This window comes from Candidatus Symbiopectobacterium sp. NZEC135 (assembly GCF_025962695.1).
Genome location: NZ_JAGFPF010000300.1, coordinates 1 through 1856, shown reverse-complemented (window position 1 = coordinate 1856; position 1856 = coordinate 1). Strand labels below are relative to the sequence as shown.

Below are 1856 nucleotides of genomic sequence, written 5' to 3'. Positions count from 1 at the left end.
GCCTGAAAGAACAAAGGGAAATGACCAAGGATCTGCGCCGTCGTCCGGGGCATATTACCAGTGAGCATTATTGGTGAGAAAGCAGACGTTATTTTGTCCATATATAATATGCATTATATATATTATTGCGAACGTCACCTAAAGCTCTCGAGAAAATTTTTCTTGAGAGTCAAACCTCTCACTTTAAAGATATAACACACCATAAAACTCATCAGTTAATAGCCGAAGTAGATTGGTTTATAATTAACACCCTTACCTAATTTGAGCACTCTAAATGGCTTCTTCTCCGGAGATAGAACCTCTTCAATAAATGCATCAGGTCGATTTCCGTATCTATTTTTAAATATAGAATAATAATAATCTGGCTCGATACTTAAATCAACATTCACAACGCCTTTATATCCTTTAACGGGTTTTTGCGTTAAGATATTTAATTGAGAAGCAAATGATAATGAATCGCCATCACCTGAATGACACGCAACAACCCTCAAATATTTATACTGTGAGAAATCAATACCACTTTTGACTGTTTGCTCTACAAAATCTGTCGAATTTAGTAATTTACCATTATTTATCAAATACGAACCCATAGGTGTTTTTTGTCCTGGCCTCATTGTGTTGACATGCTGCCCATGAGAAAAAATATTTAATCTTTGCTCATTTTTATATACATCGGTAAACATACCTACATGAGCATCAACTAATCGGAAATCAGTCACTTTACCACCCAATTGAACGGTAGTGTTTGATTTCCCTGAAGCTATTTTACTTAATGAATTGTACGCACCTCTACCCAATACTCCCAGTGAACCAAGACCCAACCCCAACGACACCCATCCCAACACGCTCGAAGCCTCTGGGTTCACCGCCTCAGTCGCACCGCTGGCAATAGCAGTAACATCTGCCGCCACGGCCAGCCCACCCACAATCAATGAGGTCGCTGATGCCGCATTAATGGCCGCAACTACCCCACCCGCTGCCGCAATGGATGCCCCGGCGGTAAACGCCGCCAGTCCAATGCCGATCGCCCCGGCAATAATGCCGGTGATCGCCTGCCAACTCAGGTGACCAGACGGGTCCATGTAATTCACCGGATCGCCCGCGCAGTAAGCATAGGGGTTTATCCCACCGGCACCAAACGGACTCAGACTATCCGGGCAGTTAAAACGCATTAGCACCGGGTTGTAGGCGCGATAACCGTTACCGAGGTGGTAGGTGCCACTCACCGGATCGACCCGCTCACCGTTAAAACCGGGCAGCAGGTCAGTCACGTCTCCGCTGCCGTACGGTGACCACACATGCAGGCTGCCTGTCGCCTGCCCGCCCTCCCGCGACCACAGCAGGCTATCCTTGCTGTCGCTTCCGGTCAGCGTCAGCCGAGCGCCGTCACTGACGCCCAGACAGGTATGTGCCGCTTTGATCAGCCGCAATTCCCGGCTCTGTTGCATCAGCGTTTCATTCACCCGCTCATCCGCACGGTAATACAACTGGCGCCTGTCGCTGCTGCTCACCTGTTGGCTCACCAGTTGGTTCAGCGCGTCATAGCCGTAGCCACCGCCGCTGATACCCGTGCCACTGACCGCTATCAGACGTCCCAATGTATCGTATCCCAGCGTGCGCCCGGCATCGTCTTGCGTCATCCGGCCATTCGCATCATATTGCAACGCAATGCTCGGCGGAAAACCACTGTGGGTATGGGTTACAGAGGTCAGTTGGGTCGGGTCTTGCGGATTGGCATAATGATAGGTCGCGGTATCCGAGGTGCCGTCTGCCAATGTAGTCGTCACCGACGTCAGGTTGGTCAACGCATCATAACGGTAGGTCTGCCCTGACATGGCATGACCATAGGCATCTGG

The 1856-nt window shown here is 49.4% G+C and carries 1 protein-coding gene; it reads right to left on the bottom strand.

Features of this window, described 5'->3' with window-relative positions; translation table 11 throughout:
• Positions 1 to 215 precede the first annotated feature (215 nt).
• Positions 216 to 1856 (bottom strand): RHS repeat-associated core domain-containing protein (locus J5224_RS26170; protein ID WP_264628103.1); only part of this gene is annotated, 1641 nt, incomplete at its 5' end.